The following is a 16974-nucleotide window of genomic DNA, read 5'->3' as shown; positions in this document are numbered from 1 at the left end:
CGGGAGGGCGGGGTATATGCCTGGTCGGTTCGGTCTGGGGGAGTGAGGGAGGCCCGCGATGGTCAAGAGGATAGTGGTGGGGATGCTGGCCCATGTCGATGCCGGCAAGACCACACTCTCAGAGGCCATGCTGTACCAGGGAGGGCGGATTCGCCGTCTGGGCAGGGTCGATCATGGCGATGCCTATCTGGATACCTCGGATCTGGAGCGGCGGCGTGGTATCACCATCTTCTCCAAGCCGGCCCAGCTGACCTATCGAGATGTGGATATGACCCTTGTCGACACACCCGGTCATGTGGATTTCGCCGCCGAGATGGAGCGGACCCTGTCGGTGTTGGACTATGCCCTGCTCGTTATCGATGCCACCTCCGGGCTGGAAGGTTATGCCGATACGCTTTGGCGACTTCTGGCCCGATACGGGGTACCCACCTTCATCTTCGTCAACAAACTTGACGCAGCCGGTGCCGATGCCACCCGTATTCTCGATGCGTGCAGGCGTCGTTGGTCCCCGGGCTGCTTTGATTTGAGTCGAGGACTTGATCGCGACAATGCAGAGGATGTGGCCCTGCTCGACGAGTCCGCCATGGATGAGTATCTGAAGTCCGGCGGTATTACGGATGAGAGTCTGGCAAGATTGGTGGCTGATCGCCGTCTCTTCCCCTGCTTCTTCGGATCCGCCCTGCGACTGGATGGGGTGGATGCCCTTCTTGAAGGACTGGATCGGTACACCCTATCGCCCGTGTACGGTACGGAGTTCGGTGCCAGGGTCTTCAAGATATCGCATGACGACAAGGGCGCCAGATTGACCTGGCTCAAGGTGACTGGTGGTGACCTGCCGGTCAAATCTTCTCTGGCTACGGAGGTGGGCAGACCCACCGGGAATTCCGGGAAGGCCGACTGCACGGAGACCGACGAGACGGTTGATCAGCTCCGAGTCTATTCCGGGTCCACCTATACCTTGACGGACTGTGCCCGGGCAGGCGGTATCGTGGCGGCAACCGGTCTGGACCTGACCCGACCTGGGCAGGGTCTCGGGTGTGAGAGGAGAGACCAGACACCGGTTCTGGAGCCGGTGCTCACCTATGCGGTGGTGACTGAGGGGTTGGACCCGCACCCGGTGTTGAAGGCCTTGCGCATCTTGGAAGATGAAGATCCCCTCCTGCACGTGGTCTGGCAGGAACGGCTCCGGGAGATTCACCTGCGCCTCATGGGCCAGGTTCAGTTGGAAGTGATACAGGAGGAGCTGGATCGACGGTTCGGTATACAGGTCTCCTTCAGTCAGGGCGGGATCCTATACAGGGAGACGATTGCGGCTCCGATTGAAGGGGTCGGGCATTTCGAGCCCCTCCGACACTATGCCGAAGTCCACCTGCTCCTGGAACCCACAGAGCCGGGGAGTGGTCTCAGTTTCGCGTCGGACTGCAGCCTCGACCGTCTAGACGGGAACTGGCAACGGCTCATCATGACCCACCTGGCTGAAAAGGAGCACCTGGGGGTTCTGACGGGAGCACCCATTACCGATATGCGCATCATCCTCTTGGACGGCCGCGGGCACATCAAACACACAGAGGGAGGGGATTTCCGCCAGGCCACCTACCGGGCCGTCCGACAGGGGCTGATGAAGGCGCGCAACATCCTGCTGGAGCCTTGGTATCATTTCAGGCTCACCATCCCCCAGGCGAATCTGGGCAGGGCCATGTCGGATATCTACCGGATGAAGGGGAACTTTGCGGAGCCGCAGACGGACGGCGATGCTGTCGAACTGGAGGGGGACGCGCCGGTATCGCAGATGCGCGATTATGCCATGGAGGTCAGCACCTACAGCCATGGCTGCGGACATCTGACATGCGTCTTTAACGGATATCGCCCCTGCCAGGACCAGGGAGCAGTGGTGGATTCCATCGGTTATGACCCTGAATCCGATCTGGAGAGCACCCCTGACTCGGTCTTCTGCGCCCACGGGGCCGGGTATACGGTCAAATGGAACAGAGTGGAGGATTTCATGCATCTTCCCGGCGGTGCGTATATCTGAATCCCGGAGTCCCCGTTTTGGAAAGTGCGGATCGGGTGTTCTCCAGGCAGGGGTTATGCCGTGACCACTAGTGGGTCAAGTGTGTACTAGGTTGGCTCGGAATAGCCTGAAACAGCTTGATTCGCGTTATTTGGGTGCAGTCTGCCAACTTCTGATTAGCGGTTGAATTCCGCCATTTTCCGGCCTTTTCTCTGGTACCCCCGGAGAGAGTCGAACTCTCGTTGTCAGATTGAAAGTCTGGTGTCCTAACCGTTAGACGACGGGGGCGAACGTGCCTATAATACCTGGCTCCCCCGGACCAGGCAAGCCTGGTGTGCCGTGTCGGGGGAGAGAGGCTGTATAGGGGGGCATGGAAGAAGGTTTGATCAGTCTTCCTGATCCATCTCCTGCTCATGGCGGTGGAAGAGCTCCATCTGCTCGCTGATCCATACCCGTTCCGCCGGGTTGATGTCAGCTGATTCCAGGTACTTCTGGTAAACGGGGTAGAAGGCCCGCAGAATCGGATAGAGGGCGTAAAGCGTGTGTTCCGGCTTCTGCTCGCGAGTGTGCTGGGGGTGGGCGTCGAAGGTGTTCTTGAACCGCTGCATGTAGTGACGGAAGGAGGTGAATGAGGTATCCATCCTGCGGGCCGATATGCCTGCGTTCATGTCCTTGCAGTAGACGGTTTTGAACCCCTGGTCGATCAGGTGGAGGGAGACATCGACATCCTCGTGCAGAATGTCGGCCTTGTCTCTGCAGACCTCGTTGCGGATGGCCTTCCATGCCGTGGCGCGAAGTGCCATGTTGGAGCCGTACAGCAGGTACTGGCCATCGTCGGCACGATAGATGGCCTTACGTATGGTGTCATCGCCCTTAAGGCCGATGTTCTTTCCGGGCATGTCGTAGTATGCGACAGGGCCGGTGGCCCCCATGGCATCCGGGTCCTCGGTGAAAGTACGGCTGACCACCTCGACCCAGTTCGGTCTCAGCATGCAGTCAGCATCGATTCGGCCGAGAATGTCACCCTTGGCCCTGTCCAGCCCGTAGTTCCGGCTGGGAATCAATCCCTGGTCCTTGTCCTGATGGAGAAGTTCCACGTGCTGGTCGGGATTGCGGTCGATGAAGTCCTGGACGATGGCCGCTGTGCGGTCGGTGGACTTGTTGTCCACGACCAGAACCTCGAGCGGGGCCTGACTTTGCCTGGTGGCATTGACGAGGCAATCACCTATGCGATCCTCCTCGTTCCAGGCAGGAATGACTATGGAAACGGTCAACATGGTTTACAGGATACGTGTCACGGGATACACCGGCAGAAAATCGGCAGGCCGGACGGATTACCGAGGGCTCTTTCCCCGGGGTCGAATCATGTCAGCATGATTGGGATAATGGAGACCATGGCGAACGATAAAAAGCAGCTGTTCGATTTTGCGACTGTCTTCCCGCCCAAGGGTGACCCCCGCAGGCCACCGGAGTGGTTCGGTCGGGCCCTCTTCTATGTGGTCATCGCGGTGTTCCTGGCCTGGTTCGCCTATTCATCCTGGTGGAAGCTTGAATTCCTGGTGCTGGACGTGATTATCTCGGTCTTCGTCGCCCTGGCCATGGAACCCCTGGTGGTCAACCTGGTTCGACACGGTTGGAAGCGGGGTGCGGCGTCGGCTGTCACCCTGATCGGGTTGATTATCGTTGTCATCGTCCTGATGGGTTTGTTCGGCAACCTTTTTGTCAAGCAGCTGATTGGCATGGTCAATGGGGCTCCGGCCTTCTATGACCAGATAGTGGATTTCATCGGGAAGTACACCCAGTGGCGCATGCCTCCCATGCAGGATCTGGGGGGTGAGATAGCCAAGAACATCCAATCCTCCTGGGTGACTGATTTCGCCGGTCAGGCCGTGAACACGACCGTGGGCTTCTTCGGGGTCATCATCAACATGATGACCGTCCTTCTGGTCACCTACTACATTTCCGCAGCCGGTCCGAAACTGCGCAGGAGCCTCTGCCAGTGGCTGGGTCCCAACAGCCAGCGGCGTTTCCTCTTCGTGTGGACCATCGCCCAGGACCAGATTTCCAGCTTCCTCTTCAGCAGGACCATCCTGGCCCTGATCTCGGCAGCCTGCATGTCGGTCTTCCTGGTCGCCCTCAATGTGCCCTACTGGTTGCCGCTGGCCCTGTTCTGCGGTCTTGTTTCCCAGTTCGTTCCCACCATCGGCACCTATATCGGCGGTGCCATACCGATTGTCGTGGCCTGGGGGAGCAAGGGGCTCCTGATTGCCGTGGCCGTCCTCGTCTACATCATCATCTACCAGCAGATCGAGAACCTTCTCCTGGCGCCGAAGATATCCGAGCGGACCATGGACCTGAATCCGGCCGTTGCCTTCCTCTCCGTCTTGGCATTCGGTGCAGTCTTCGGGGCTCTCGGAGCCTTCCTGGCCCTGCCCCTTGCCGCCAGCTTCCAGGCGATCTTCAATGCTTCCATCAAGCACTATGAGCTGATTGATTCCCCGCTGATGCAGGATCCCAAGCCGGTAGGAAAGTCCAAGGTGGTCGAGAGCGTCGAGGCCTTCAACGAGCACGTGGTCCAACCGGTCACCAATCACGTAGGTGCCCGGTCGGCCAAGGGGAGCAGTGCCCGGGTGAGCGTTCAGGACCCTGTTTCCAGGATTGCGGAACAGCTTTATCGGCCGCCGACGGCGGAGGACCTTGACGAGTCACGGACCGTTGCCATTCCCAAGTCCGACAAGGCCAAGGCCAAGGGCAAGAGTCCGCTCAAGGGGGCCGAGGGTGGTGAAGCAGGGCAGGGAAACCCTGAATCCGGAAGTCCTGCGCAATCCTCCCAAGAGGCTAATCCTCGTAAGGAGTGGCGCTGATGGCCTTTTTGAAGGTGCTTGACATCCTCATGATGATTCTGGGGTCGGTCGGCGTGGTCTATCAGGCCATCTGCATCGTAACCTCATTCGTGTCCAAACCTGTGGTCTTCCCCAAGGCCCCTTATGACAAACGTTTCGCGGTCCTGATTTCGGCCCGTAACGAGGAGGGTGTGGTCGGGACGCTGATCGACTCCATCCAGTCTCAAACCTATCCCAGCAGTATGGTCGACATCTGGCTGGTGGCCGACAACTGCACCGATGATACGGCCGGGCTGGCCCGGTCCAAGGGCTGTCACGTGGTCGAGCGGCAAGACTCCGAACGGATAGGCAAGGGGTACGCCCTCTCCTATCTTCTCGACAACATCATCAGCCAGGGGTACTCAGAGCAGTATGACGCCTTCTTCGTCTTCGATGCCGACAACCGGCTTGACCGTCACTACATCGAAGAGATGAACAAGGCCTTCCAGTCCGGGTTCCGTATCCTGACCAGTTATCGCAACTCCGTCAACTTCTCCGACAACTGGGTTTCCTCGGGATCGGCCCTGTGGTTCATCAGGGAATCACGCTTCCTCAATTCCTCCAGGATGGTCTTCGGGTCCAGCTGCCACGTGGGCGGTACCGGATTCATGTTCTCCAGGGAGGTCATGGAGCGCAACAATGGTTGGAAATTCCACCTTCTGACCGAGGATCTGGAGTTCACCATGGACTCCGTTCTCCACGGCGACAGAATCGGGTATTGCGGTACCGCAATCCTCTATGACGAGCAACCTGTGACCTTCAAGCAGAGCTGGCGACAGCGGTTGCGGTGGAGCAAGGGCTTCCTCCAGGTCTTCCGCTACTACGGGCCTGCCTTGATAAGTCGTGCTTTCAGGGAGCGTGACTTTTCGGCAGTCGATCTGACCATACTCATCTGCCCCTTGACCGTTCTTGCCGTCATCCGTTGCGTCTTCGGCGTCCTGTTCCCCGCCCTCGGCTTTGTGACCTGGGCGAGTCAGATAACGGAACTGGTGGATTGGGTGGCTTCTGCGCTCCTGGGCATTCTGGCATTGATGGGTCTGGCTGCCATCACCGTCCTGGCTGAGCGTGACAAGATCGGTGCCTCCAACAAGGAGCTCTTCGCATACTGCCTGAGTTTCCCAATCTTCATGTTGAGCTACCTGCCCATCTCCTTCCAGGCCATCTTCGCCAACCCTGGGTGGAAACCCATCGAGCACAGCGGGAAATAGGCTCTCCACGGAGACCCGGGCGTGAGGGCCGGGGTCGGGGTGGACTAGGCTGTCTGATGTTCATACCAGTTCCCCCGGGGTGGGGGTCTTCCTCGCAGGAGTGTTCAATTGGATGGTAGACACCAAGTGGTGCAGACCCGAAGGTCGCTGGTGGCGCGGCGGTGGAGAGTGGCCTTGTCCATCCTGATGTCGGTGATCCTGATCGGTGGGTATGCAGTTGCGGACGTCATGGACCTCCTGCCAGGTCCCTTGACCCTGGAAACATCCAGAACCAGAACCATATCGCCGGCCAGATCCGTCCGTACACCTGCAGATGACCTGGGGGATGACGGTGCCGGTGGTCCTGTTGACCAGGCTGTGGCCCGGCAGCTGGTAGAGGAGTTCACTACTACTCCGGGGTTGGGGCATGACTACTCCCTGGTCGTCCACCAGGCGGATGGGAGGCCGGTCGTTGAAGAGTCTGCCCAGGTGGTGCGGCAGCCCGCTTCGACCATGAAGACCCTGACGGCAGCCGCAGCCGCCTCCGAGCTGGATATGTCATCCTGTTTGACCACCGATGTGCAGCTCAGAGAGGTCTCGGGTGACCACGCTGTGCTGGTGCTCAAAGGGCATGGCGATATGCTGCTGGGGACAGGCAACAATGATCCCGCGCATGTCAACGGCCGTGCAGGTCTGTCCAGTCTGGCCGCGAAGACGGCTGGAGCCCTGCGTAAAGCCGGTGTCAGCCGGGTGTGGGTGGCCTATGACGACAGTCTCTTCGGTGAGGATGGGGAACCCGAAGGAATCCAGGAGAACAATCCCGATGGTGTTTACTTCCAGCATCCCACCTCCATGGCCATCGACCAGGCCCGTGACTGGACCGGCATCCAACAAGGCACCAATCCGGATGCAGGCGGTGTATATCTGCCCAGGGTCGTCGATCCGGCGGCCGAGGCCACCAAGGTCTTTGCCAGGGCCCTGGCAGGCAGCGGTATAGAGGTCGATAATCCGGATCAACCCAATCAGGCCGAATCCGGGCAGGGGTCGGTCATCGCCAGTGTTCAGTCAGCTCGTCTCAGTGAAATCATGGCTCTGATGCTCAGAACATCAGACAACACGCTGGCAGAGCTCTTCGGCCGACTGACCGCAGCCAAACTGGGCAAAGAGAACAGTCCCAATGGAGCCGTAAAAGCCGTTACAGAGGCACTTGACCACCTTGGAGTGAATACAGGTGGATTGGTCATGGCCGATTGCTCCGGGCTGGCCCCCGGGTCCGAGCTGAGTGTGAACACCCTGGTTCAGATACAGGAGCTTGCCCTTGAATCCAAGGGAATCACCCCCGTAGCCAAAGGACTATCGGTCGTTGGGCTGACCGGAACCGCAGCGGAGAGGAAAGTGAATGATCTTGCAGATGGTCTGGTCAGGGTCAAGACCGGCACCCTGGATCAGGTCACATCCATGACGGGCAACGTTTCCCGAAGATCCGGCGGGAGTCTGGTCTTCGCCGTCATCGTCAACAACCCGGAGGATATGGCTGCCGTCCGGCAGGCCGTGGATCGGTTGGTCACCTCCCTGGACCGTTTGTAACCGTGCGTACGCCGAGGAGGGATGGTGCATCGTGGTGTATTCCGCTCAGATGAAGAAGGCCGTGGGAGCCCTCCGCTCCAGTCTTGAGGACGCCGGGCTGGGCAGGCAGGGCGATCGGTTCACCCGACACGGCAGCCATCTGCCCGACCCCGATGCGCCGCTCGTACTTGTTGCCTGCTCCGGCGGGCGGGACTCCATGGCTCTGGCATCGGTTGCTGCTACGGTCTCGGCCATGTTGGGTCTGCGATGCGGGGCGATCCTGATTGATCATGGGCTCTCCGAGGGGTCCGATCGGGTCAGCCTCGAAGCCGCAGCGAACTGCCGGAAGCTGGGCCTGGACCCTGTCCTGGTCAGGTCCGTCCAGGTGCGCCGCACCAGTGCCGGTCTGGAGGCCGATGCCCGTGAGGCCAGGTATGAGGCCATAAGGGAAGAAGCCGGACGCGTCAACGCCTCGGCCGTCCTTCTGGCCCACACCATGGATGACCAGGCCGAGACCGTGCTCATCGGGCTTATCAGGTCCCAGGGTCTGGATGCCATCACCGGTATGAACCATCGGATGAAACGGGACGGGCTCGACTATCTGCGTCCCTTCCTGGGACTTACCCGGCAGGAGACGACGGAGATATGCCGGCAACAGGGGCTCTCCTGGTGGGATGATCCCACCAACGGCGACGGGTTCCCTGACGACCAGCCCCTTCCTGCGGACCTTCCCCTGCGCTCGCGGGTGCGGCATGACCTCCTGCCTGGACTGAGCCGGTTTGCCGGCCGTGACATGGTCCGTCGTCTGGCCCAGGGGGCGGACCATGCCAGGCGGGATGCCGCATATCTGGACCGGCAGGCGGATGCTCTGGCCGACCAGGTGGTCATGCCCCCCGAACCCGATGACGCCGATCAGGGGATTCTGGCTCGTCTGGATGCCCGTAGCCTCTCCACCCGGGATTCGGCCCTTCGCTTACGGTTCCTGGCCCACCTTCTGTCCAATCTGGGAGTCCCGGCAAGCTCCCAACAGGTTGCGTCGTTGGATGCCCTGGCTTCGGATTGGCACGGCCAGCAGGGGCCCGTTTTTCCCAGTTCGTATTCAGCTTTTCGTAAGTGTCAAGTCATTCTCATATGCAATGATGGAGTCCATGCGAATCGCTGATATTGAATCCCACATTGATCATGAGTTGGTATCCAAGCAACAGATAGAGGACCTGATTCAGAAGACGGCCGTCCGTATCAGCAAGGATTATCAGGACAAGGACCTGATGATGGTGGCCGTGCTCAAGGGGGCTTTCAATACCCTGGCCGCCATCTCCCAGGCCGTCACCATCCCGGTCCAGATCGAGTTCATGAGCATCTCCAGCTATCCCGGTCAGAAGACCACGGTTTCGAACGGTGACATTACGGTGCGGATGGATCTGGGGTGCGATGTACGCGGCCGGCACATTCTGATCGTCGAGGACATCATCGATTCCGGATACACCCTGCATTGGTTGGTGAACGAGCTGAAATCCCGTGGGGCCGCATCCGTAGAGGTCTTCGCCCTACTCGACAAGACCGTCAGGCATGAGGTTGAAGTGGACGTCAAGTATCCCGGATACACCATTCCCGATGAGTTCGTAGTCGGCTTCGGTCTTGATTATGACGAGCAGTACCGTAATCTTGACTCGATCGCCGTGCTCAAATCGGACGAGTATCTGACGCAGGAACAGAACGAGGGGGAAAGCGCATGAGCTACTCGCAGGGACCACAGCAGGGTCCGCCCAGGAACAACGGCGGCAACCGAAATGGGGGAAATGGCCCAGACAAGGGCAACAACCCCTTCTTCAACTTCAACCAAAACGGGGGAGACGGGAAAGGGCCGGACTCGAACCGGTCCTTCTGGCGTTCTCCCTGGCTCTGGGCGGTACTGGCTGTACTGATCATGATGGGCATCTTCGGCTTCTTCAGCAGCCAGAACAGCCCTCAGACCATCGATACCAAGGATGGTCTGGAGCTACTGGCCGGTAATCACCGGAGCGGGGCCGTCAAATCCGCTGAGATAACCGAGAAGATGCAGGTGGTCGAGCTCAAGCTCAACGACGATTTCACCAAGGACGTCGAGGGCTTCCAGGGGAAGAAGACCAACAAGAACTTCGGCAAGGACGTTCAGTTCTACTACGTGTTCGACCAGGGTCCCCAGGTGGTCAAGGCCGTTGAAAAGGCCAACCTGAGCGAGGGCTACAACTCGGTTGTTCCCCAGACCAGCATGATGAGCCTGTTGATTTCCTCGGTTCTGCCCATGTTGATCATCCTGGGTGTGTTCTGGTTCCTGCTTTCCCGGATGTCCTCGGCCGCCGGGGGCAACATGTTCGGCATGGGGGGCAAGAAGAACTCGGCCCGGCTCAATGACGGGCAGACTCCGAAGACGAAATTCGCCGATGTGGCCGGTGAGGAGGCCGCTGTACAGGAGGTCGAGGAGATCAAGGACTTCCTCAAGGACCCCTCGAAGTACAAGGCTCTCGGTGCCCGTATACCTCGCGGTGTCCTGCTCTACGGCCCTCCTGGAACCGGTAAGACCCTTCTGGCCCGGGCCATAGCCGGTGAGGCCAGCGTTCCCTTCTACTCCATGGCAGGTTCTGACTTCGTCGAGATGTTCGTCGGTCTGGGTGCATCGAGGGTCCGTGATCTCTTCGACGAGGCCAAGAAGAACGCACCGGCCATCATCTTCATTGACGAAATCGATGCCGTGGGTGGCAAGCGCGGCTCCGGCATGAGCGGTGGTCATGATGAGCGTGAGCAGACCCTGAACCAGCTTCTGGTCGAGATGGATGGTTTCGACAACGATACGAATCTGATCATCATCGCCGCCACCAACCGACCCGATATTCTGGACTCGGCCTTGCTGCGTCCCGGTCGTTTCGACCGCCAGGTGGCCGTTGAGGCACCTGACCTGGAGGGGCGTGAGGCCATTCTCAGGGTTCATGCCAAGGGGAAGCCGTTTGTGCCGGATGTCGACCTGCACACCGTGGCGGTCCGCACCCCCGGATTCACCGGTGCGGACTTGGCGAATGTCCTAAATGAGGCCGCGCTCCTGACGGCCCGCTCGGATGCGCAGCTGATCGACAACCGGGCCATCGACGAGGCCATCGACCGTGTGCTCAGCGGTCCCCGACGTCGTACCAAGGGGATGGCCCTGGAGGAAATGCGCAATACCGCCTACCACGAAGGTGGTCACGCCATGGTTGCCGCCGCCCTTCACCACACCGATCCGGTCACCAAGGTCACCATCCTTCCTCGTGGCCGTGCTTTGGGCTACACGGCCGTCATGCCCACCCAGGACCGTTACTCCCAGTCTCGCAACGAACTCCTGGACCAGATGGCCTACGCCATGGGTGGCCGTGTGGCCGAGGAGGTTGTCTTCCACGACCCGACCACCGGAGCCTCCAACGACATTGAGAAGGCCACCAGCATCGCCCGCCAGATGGTGGTCGAGTACGGGTTCTCCTCCAAACTGGGTGCCATCAAGTGGGCTGATGGAAGCGATCAGGATTCCGGTCTTGACGCCCTGAAGCCCCGGGCCTACTCGGAGCAGACTGCCGAAGCCATAGACAGGGAGGTCCTCGACCTGGTCGAGACCGCCCACACTGAGGCCTGGCAGATCATCAGCAGGAACAGGGATGTGCTGGATGAGCTGGTCCGTCAGCTCCTGGTCAAGGAAACCCTGAACAAGGATGAGCTGGCTGCAATCTTCGCCAATCTGAGAAAAGCGCCTGAGCGGGAGCTTTGGCTCTCCGATGTGAATCGGCCCGATTCCGAACTGCCACCGGTGGAAATACCCAAAGAGCTTGAGCAGAGTGTGACCGGCACGACCTCCCCGTCCGGTCCGGCATCGAATACCACCCCCGCACAGGGGTAGTGGGTTTTCACGCCACAAGCGCTGTGTGGCCTGTCGCCCTGGTCGTGATGGGGTATGGGGATTGCTGTGCCGCTGAGAGGGGCTGACGCATGGATTCGATTCAACTGAGCAGGATCAGGGCCAAGCCCCTGAGTCCTCCTGATGGACACGATTACACCTACCAGGTCGATGCCACGCTTTTCCTTGATTTGAGCGAGGCCGGCAGGTTTGATGATGCGACCGCAACCGTGGATTATGTCCAGGTGGTCAATAGGATTATCTCCCTGATCGAGCATGACTCCACGGATCTTCTTGAGGCCCTGACCACGAGAGTGGCTGATGCCATCCTTCTCTCGCATCAGGTCAGGCGGACCAGGGTATCGGTAACGCGTCTAGGTGCCGATGATCAGACCGAGGCGGACTTTCAGGTGACCGTGACCATCGAAAGGGCGGCTGAAGGGGATGACCAGGCTACCATGGCCTCCCTGGTTTCAGCCGAGGAGCATGAGGCTGTCCCGGTGGAGCCGGGATACGGGGAGGCCCACCGGATGCAGGCACGTTCCGCTTCTCATCCGGCCTTGGGCGCGGCGCTCGCCAGACATCATGACGAGGCGCGGAACCGGCACTATGCGGATGAAGACCATACGCGAATCGGCTCAGGTCCGGATGTGGATGGCGCAGATGGCAGGTGGACATCCGAGCCGCAGACGGATACATCCGAGGCTGAAGGCCCCGTCCAGATACATCAGGCGGTTGTTGCCATGGAGTGCGACGATGAGAATTCCAAGCAGGCCATGTATGTGGCCCTGGCATCCCTGGACGGGGTCCCGGGCAGTCAGGTAGTCGGGATATCGCCTCTGTACGCTTCCGTCCATCCGGGTGCCGGGCGTGGCACCAGCCTTTGCGCCGTGGTCTTGGTGCAGACACCATTGGGGCCTCGAGACCTCTACCGGACCCTGACCATGGTTGAGTCCACTTGCCGGGGCGGAGACTCCGGATCGGAGGATTCCGGCCCCCTCGCCCTGAATGTCGTTGATTATGAAGGCATGGAGGTCAATGAGGACGGGCTGAGGTTGCCCCTGGCCGGGGCATCCACCAGGGCTTCGATCCTGGTGCCTTGGGCCGCCCTGGACGCCGATGCTGTTCTGGTTGGTCCGGACGGCGGATCCGTGGCCGAACTCTCGCGGAGGGCACCGGATGTGGGATGCCTGCATCTCCTGTCCGAGGACTGGATATTGGATGGTTTGTCATGAGAACACGTCGTACGCCGTTGGCCTACTACCTGGTTGCGCTGATTCTGGGAATGGCAGGAGGCCTGACCATATCCGAAATCAGCATGTCATCCCGAACCGACCTGATGGGGGCGCCCTGGTTGGTCTCCCTCCTGCTCTTCATCCTCGGTGTCATGATTCTGCTTATGGCCATCCAGGTGCACAGGTACGCCAAGGGCGAGCGAAAAGAGATGGATTCCCGTTTTGCCGTCAACACGCTGGTCATGAGCAAATCTCTGGGAATTGCCTGCGCTGCCCTTCTTGGGTGGTACGGCAGCCAGGCCCTGGTCAGCATGGGGCATTCCAGTGCGCCCTACTATGCTGCGGTCATGCGGGAATGCCTGGCTGCTTCGGCAGTGTGTTTGATTGATGTAGTCATCGGGGCTGTGGGGGAGTGGCTCTGCCAGCTACCTCCGGATGAGGGGCCCGAGAACCCTGAGAAACGTAACTCGGGGAAACGTCGCTTGCCGGATGCGGCTCAGAAGGAGAGTCTGGACCGCTGAGCTAGACCGCAGGCTACATGCGACTCCGGCCTCGCAAAGACTAGACAGAGTCATATGCGAGGCCGGAAAGCAACCAGATGTCAGGCCTTCTCCTGGCTGTCTTGGGGAACCCGAATCATGGCTTCCTGCACCATTGTGGCGGCAAGAGCCCCATCCTGGGTGTAGACCTTGGCCACGCAGAGGCTACGACCATGGTCGGCGACAGGGGAATCCTGGACGAAGAGGTGCCACTGGTTGAGATCGATGTCCTGATACCACCACATGGAGTGGTCGATGGAAGCGAAGGAGATTCCCTTGGTGGTGATTCCCAGGCCGGAGCGCCGCAGGGCGGGCTCCATCATGATCTGATCGCACTCAAGCGCCAGGAGGGCACGGTTCATGGTCTGTGACATGTCCAGATGACCATCCGTCCGGCTCCATACCATCTGCCGGCCGGAATCGTTGGCAACGGCCTCCTTGTCGACACCCATCAGGACGGTCTTGCCCAGGTGGCGGATGTCGAAAGGCGACTGGGTCACGTAATAGTCAGCGAAGGGAGACTTCTCGGCATAGGGACGCATGAGGTCCTTTGCGCTGGTCAAATCCTCGGGGTCGGGCAGATCCGTGGGCATGGGGTCTGCGTACCTGACGCCCTGCTGTCCGGGTTCCTGATAGGAGAGGATGGTTGTCAGTATCGTGCCCTTGGACTGGGTCACATCGGCACGGCGCGAGGAAAAGGACCTGCCGTCACGCATGGTCTCCACATCGATTCCGACCTTCTCCTCGATACTGCCTGTACGGAGGAAGTAGGCGTGGGCAGAGTTGGGCTGCCGCCCCTCGGGGACGGTCCGTGACCCGGCCATGATGGCCTGAGCCACGATCTGCCCCCCGTATATTCTCTTGGTAGGGAAGTAGAGGGAATCCCCCTCAAACAGGGTGTGGGCACCCTCCTGGCCCGTCCCTGCGACATCCAGGACCTTTACCACGTGCTCCAATGGAGTTTCTTCAATGGTCATATTCTCCCCCATCCCTTGATGATTGTGTGCCGGAGCCGGTTCAACGGGTCAGCTTGCGGTGAATCCTATGAGGACGTGATGCCTCCTCGCCCAAACGCTGGATCTTGTTCTCCTGATAAGCCTGGAAGTTGCCCTCGAACCAGTACCAGTTTGCCGGGTTCTCATCCGTGCCCTCCCAGGCAAGGATGTGGGTGGCGACCCTGTCCAGGAACCAGCGGTCGTGGGATATGACCACTGCGCAGCCGGGGAATGCCAGCAAGGCGTTCTCGAGGCTTTCCAGGGTCTCCACGTCCAGGTCGTTGGTGGGCTCGTCCAGGAGGAGGAGGTTGCCTCCCTGCTTCAGGGTGAGGGCCAGGTTCAGTCTGTTGCGCTCACCACCGGAGAGGACCCCGGCCGGCTTCTGCTGGTCCGATCCCTTGAACCCGAAGGAGGCCACGTAGGCGCGGGTGGGAACTTCGACGCCGGCCACTTCGATGAAGTCCAGACCGTCGGAGACCACCTCCCAGAGGTTCTTCTTGGGGTCGATGCCTTCGCGGTTCTGATCCACATACGAGATCTTAACCGTATCGCCGACCTCCAGGGAACCCGAGGTCAGGGGCTCCAGGCCTACGATGGTCTTGAAAAGGGTCGACTTGCCGACGCCGTTGGGGCCGATGACGCCAACGATGCCGTTCCTGGGCAGGGTGAAGCTCAGATCGTCAATGAGGACCCGGTCGCCGAAGGCCTTGTGGATATGCTCGGCCTCCAGGACCTTGGATCCCAGGCGGGGCCCCGGTGGAATCTGAATCTCGGAGAAGTCCAGTTTCTTGTTGTTCCTGGCCTCGATCTCCATCTGCTCATAGCGCTCCAGGCGGGCCTTGTTCTTGGCCTGCCGGGCTTTGGGGGAGGAGCGGACCCATTCCAATTCGGAGTTCAGCCGCTTGGCCAGTCGGGCATCCTTCTGCCCCTGGACCTCAAGACGCTTGGCCTTGGTGTCGAGGTAGGTGGTGTAGTTGCCCTGATAAGGGTAGAGATGCCCACGGTCCACCTCGCAGATCCACTCGGCCACGTTGTCAAGGAAGTACCGGTCGTGGGTCACGGCCAGGACGGCTCCCTTGTAGGTGTGGAGATACTGCTCCAGCCAGAGTATGGACTCGGCATCAAGGTGGTTGGTGGGCTCGTCCAGAAGCAGGAGGTCGGGGGCCTCAAGCAGGAGCCGGCAGAGGGCCACGCGGCGGCGCTCGCCACCGGAGATGACCGAAACCGGGGTGTCCGGGTCGGGGCACTGCAGGGCATCCATGGCCTGATCCAACTGGGAATCCAGGTCCCATCCGTCTGCCGCGTCGATCTCCTCCTGGAGCTTGCCCATCTCGGCCATCAGCGCATCGTAGTCGGCATCGGGGTTGGCCATCTCCTCACCTATCTGGTTGAAGCGATGGACCTTCTCCATGATGTCGCCGTAGGCCATGCGGATGTTCTCTCCGACGGTCTTGTCCTCGTCCAGGGGCGGCTCCTGCTGAAGGATGCCCACCGAATAGCCCGGGGTTAGCTGGGCCTCGCCGTTGCTGACGGTCTCCAGACCGGCCATGATCTTGAGCAGGGTGGACTTGCCCATGCCGTTGGGGCCCACCACGCCAATCTTGGCTCCCGGGAGGAAGCTCAGCGTGACGTCATCGAGAATAACGCGGTCGCCGAAGGACTTGCGCGCCTTGATCATCTGATAGATAAATTCGGCCAAGGAAACTACCTCGCAAAGGGTTGGAAAACGACGGTTCAAACTCCATTAATCGTAATGGAGACTTCCGACTTACGCAGCAGGCCATCCGGGTCTCATCCCATGAGGGACCTATCAATTTTCCCTATACCCTCATGCGGGATTTGCTGAGCGACAGAGGGTAGCCTTGAGGAGGTGTTCCCGCCCGACATGCGCAGGTCAAGGAGCGCCGACCGGGTCTTTGCCGATACGGATGGGGCCGGGCCTTCGGCTGTGCGCATGAGGAATGGGCCGTGAGCTGTATGCGGTCGCAAGGGAGTATCAATGACAGAGAAACGGCAACATGGTCGGATTTCCGCAACCCATCGGTTGCGCTGGAGACCTCTTGATATTGCGGTCGGTGCCGGCTTGGGGGCGGTGTCAGGGTTGATTTACTGGGCTGCCAGTCTGCTCTCCTCATGGATATTCCCTCTGATGACGGCCATTCTTCCCGGGATGGCGGCCCTCCTGCATGGGGTCTTCTACTTCCCCTGTACCTTGTCCCTGCTGATATTGCGCAAGCCCGGTGCGGCCGTCTATGTTGGAATCATCAGCGTCCTGGTCGAGATTCTGCCAGGCAACGCCTATAACGGGCCGATGATTTTCGTGCAGGCCATCGTCGAGGCCCTCTGCGCGGAGCTGGCCTTCGCGATATTCCGCTACCGCCGGTGGACCCTGGGAACGACCATTCTGGGAGGTCTCCTGATAGCCCTGGCGTACAACGCCTTCCTCCTGGCTTTCTACTACCAGGGAGTCTCCCCGCTCAGCCCAAGGGGAATCATCGGCACCATCTGTGAACTGATCAGTGGGGTGGTCCTGGCTGGTCTGACCAGCTGGTTCCTCTTCCGGGCCATCGGCAGGACCGGAGCGCTGGATCGGCTTGCATCCGGGCAGGATGTCAGGCGGGTCTGAAAACCGACCCCTCCGCCCGCCAGTATTGACCATAT

13 protein-coding genes and 1 tRNA gene are annotated in these 16974 nt (G+C 60.1%); 10 read left to right on the top strand and 4 right to left on the bottom strand.

Annotated features, from left to right (window positions below):
• Positions 1-58: 58 nt before the first annotated feature.
• The gene (locus H3V08_RS04785) at positions 59-2032 is read left to right on the top strand and encodes an elongation factor G (protein ID WP_198181779.1); all 1974 of its coding nucleotides are present in this window, start codon (positions 59-61) and stop codon (positions 2030-2032) included.
• 192 nt (positions 2033-2224) lie between these two features.
• Here the strand turns inward: H3V08_RS04785 and H3V08_RS04780 are convergent.
• Positions 2225-2299: transfer RNA gene (locus tag H3V08_RS04780), tRNA-Glu, on the bottom strand.
• A 98-nt stretch (positions 2300-2397) separates the two neighbouring features.
• A complete protein-coding gene (locus H3V08_RS04775) occupies positions 2398-3288 on the bottom strand; it encodes a glycosyltransferase (protein ID WP_033490550.1) in 891 nt (296 codons plus the stop codon).
• Positions 3289-3405: 117 nt separating this feature from the next.
• On the opposite strand from H3V08_RS04775, the gene H3V08_RS04770 reads away from it, so the two are divergent.
• The 8 genes from H3V08_RS04770 (at position 3406) to H3V08_RS04735 (ending at position 13300) form a co-directional block, all read left to right on the top strand.
• The gene (locus H3V08_RS04770; RefSeq protein WP_198181778.1) at positions 3406-4875 is read left to right on the top strand and encodes an AI-2E family transporter; all 1470 of its coding nucleotides are present in this window, start codon (positions 3406-3408) and stop codon (positions 4873-4875) included.
• Positions 4875-6101 carry a glycosyltransferase family 2 protein gene (locus tag H3V08_RS04765; RefSeq protein ID WP_198181777.1) on the top strand — a complete coding sequence of 409 codons (1227 nt, stop codon included), beginning with the start codon at positions 4875-4877 and terminating at the stop codon, positions 6099-6101. Before H3V08_RS04770 ends, H3V08_RS04765 begins: the two co-directional genes overlap by 1 nt.
• 108 nt (positions 6102-6209) lie before the next feature.
• Positions 6210-7667: a D-alanyl-D-alanine carboxypeptidase/D-alanyl-D-alanine-endopeptidase gene (locus H3V08_RS04760; protein WP_198181776.1), complete on the top strand. Its 1458-nt coding sequence runs from the start codon at positions 6210-6212 to the stop codon at positions 7665-7667.
• A gap of 31 nt (positions 7668-7698) precedes the next feature.
• Complete coding sequence (gene tilS / locus H3V08_RS04755) at positions 7699-8808, top strand: tRNA lysidine(34) synthetase TilS (protein ID WP_198181775.1); 1110 nt, start codon at positions 7699-7701, stop codon at positions 8806-8808.
• Positions 8795-9382 (top strand): hypoxanthine phosphoribosyltransferase, encoded by a 588-nt coding sequence (gene hpt, locus H3V08_RS04750; RefSeq protein WP_198181774.1) that lies wholly within the window; start codon positions 8795-8797, stop codon positions 9380-9382. The genes tilS and hpt overlap by 14 nt, the downstream gene beginning before the upstream one ends.
• On the top strand, positions 9379-11547 hold the full coding sequence (ftsH, locus tag H3V08_RS04745) for an ATP-dependent zinc metalloprotease FtsH (RefSeq protein WP_198181773.1): 2169 nt from the start codon (positions 9379-9381) through the stop codon (positions 11545-11547). The genes hpt and ftsH overlap by 4 nt, the downstream gene beginning before the upstream one ends.
• An 89-nt stretch (positions 11548-11636) precedes the next feature.
• Positions 11637-12779: a dihydroneopterin aldolase gene (locus H3V08_RS04740; RefSeq protein WP_198181772.1), complete on the top strand. Its 1143-nt coding sequence runs from the start codon at positions 11637-11639 to the stop codon at positions 12777-12779.
• Positions 12776-13300: a DUF3180 domain-containing protein gene (locus tag H3V08_RS04735; RefSeq protein WP_198181771.1), complete on the top strand. Its 525-nt coding sequence runs from the start codon at positions 12776-12778 to the stop codon at positions 13298-13300. The genes H3V08_RS04740 and H3V08_RS04735 overlap by 4 nt, the downstream gene beginning before the upstream one ends.
• Positions 13301-13380: 80 nt before the next feature.
• Here H3V08_RS04735 and H3V08_RS04730 read toward each other — a convergent pair whose 3' ends face one another.
• Both H3V08_RS04730 and ettA read right to left on the bottom strand, forming a co-directional pair.
• Positions 13381-14295, bottom strand: a complete 915-nt coding sequence (locus H3V08_RS04730; protein WP_442859346.1) for an acyl-CoA thioesterase — start codon at positions 14293-14295, stop codon at positions 13381-13383.
• A gap of 40 nt (positions 14296-14335) precedes the next feature.
• Entirely contained in the window at positions 14336-16012 is a 1677-nt protein-coding gene (gene ettA, locus H3V08_RS04725) for an energy-dependent translational throttle protein EttA (protein ID WP_110444965.1), read from the bottom strand.
• 300 nt (positions 16013-16312) lie between these two features.
• On the opposite strand from ettA, the gene H3V08_RS04720 reads away from it, so the two are divergent.
• Positions 16313-16939, top strand: coding sequence for an ECF transporter S component (locus H3V08_RS04720; protein WP_198181769.1), 627 nt, complete (start codon positions 16313-16315; stop codon positions 16937-16939).
• The last annotated feature ends 35 nt before the right edge of the window (positions 16940-16974 follow it).

The organism is Bifidobacterium sp. M0307 (assembly GCF_016100445.1).
GTDB lineage: Bacteria > Actinomycetota > Actinomycetes > Actinomycetales > Bifidobacteriaceae > Bombiscardovia > Bombiscardovia coryneformis.
Note: the sequence above shows the minus strand (reverse complement) of the source record. Positions and strands in the feature narration are given on the sequence as shown.

What these genes read in the sequence shown, in the direction of transcription:
- H3V08_RS04730 (WP_442859346.1), bottom strand. Translation starts at nt 14,295, where the DNA reads ATGACCATTGAAGAAACTCCATTGGAGCACGTGGTAAAGGTCCTGGAT.
- H3V08_RS04770 (WP_198181778.1), top strand. Translation starts at nt 3,406, where the DNA reads ATGGCGAACGATAAAAAGCAGCTGTTCGATTTTGCGACTGTCTTCCCG.
- ftsH (WP_198181773.1), top strand. Translation starts at nt 9,379, where the DNA reads ATGAGCTACTCGCAGGGACCACAGCAGGGTCCGCCCAGGAACAACGGC.
- hpt (WP_198181774.1), top strand. Translation starts at nt 8,795, where the DNA reads ATGCGAATCGCTGATATTGAATCCCACATTGATCATGAGTTGGTATCC.
- H3V08_RS04765 (WP_198181777.1), top strand. Translation starts at nt 4,875, where the DNA reads ATGGCCTTTTTGAAGGTGCTTGACATCCTCATGATGATTCTGGGGTCG.
- H3V08_RS04775 (WP_033490550.1), bottom strand. Translation starts at nt 3,288, where the DNA reads ATGTTGACCGTTTCCATAGTCATTCCTGCCTGGAACGAGGAGGATCGC.
- H3V08_RS04720 (WP_198181769.1), top strand. Translation starts at nt 16,313, where the DNA reads ATGACAGAGAAACGGCAACATGGTCGGATTTCCGCAACCCATCGGTTG.
- H3V08_RS04785 (WP_198181779.1), top strand. Translation starts at nt 59, where the DNA reads ATGGTCAAGAGGATAGTGGTGGGGATGCTGGCCCATGTCGATGCCGGC.
- H3V08_RS04735 (WP_198181771.1), top strand. Translation starts at nt 12,776, where the DNA reads ATGAGAACACGTCGTACGCCGTTGGCCTACTACCTGGTTGCGCTGATT.
- H3V08_RS04740 (WP_198181772.1), top strand. Translation starts at nt 11,637, where the DNA reads ATGGATTCGATTCAACTGAGCAGGATCAGGGCCAAGCCCCTGAGTCCT.